Annotated in this window: 1 protein-coding gene; it reads right to left on the reverse strand. The window is 55.2% G+C overall.

Features of this window, described 5'->3' with window-relative positions; genetic code table 11:
- Nucleotides 1–250 (reverse strand): immunoglobulin-like domain-containing protein (locus ODQ19_RS28115; protein WP_330211854.1); only part of this gene is annotated, 250 nt, incomplete at both ends.

Consider the following 250-nt stretch of genomic DNA (forward strand, 5'->3'; position numbering starts at 1 on the left):
GTTGCCGCCTTCACCAACGGTAGTGGTGGCGGTCAGGACCAAATCGACTTTATCGATGGTGTCGTTGATCGTGGTGGTTGCACCGTCGCCTGCTACTTCGAGTTTTTCGAAGTTGCCGCCGGAAGCGTCGGTGATCTTGACCGTCTGGGTGCTCTTATCGATGAACACGTCATCGGTAGGTGCAGGGACAGTTACGGTGCCAACGGTTTCGCCAGCCTTAATGGTGATGCTTGAGCCGTTGTCGAGTTTC

Source organism: Pseudomonas sp. AM4(2022) (assembly GCF_036346515.1).
In the GTDB taxonomy this organism is placed as follows: Bacteria; Pseudomonadota; Gammaproteobacteria; order Pseudomonadales; family Pseudomonadaceae; genus Aquipseudomonas; species Aquipseudomonas paracarnis.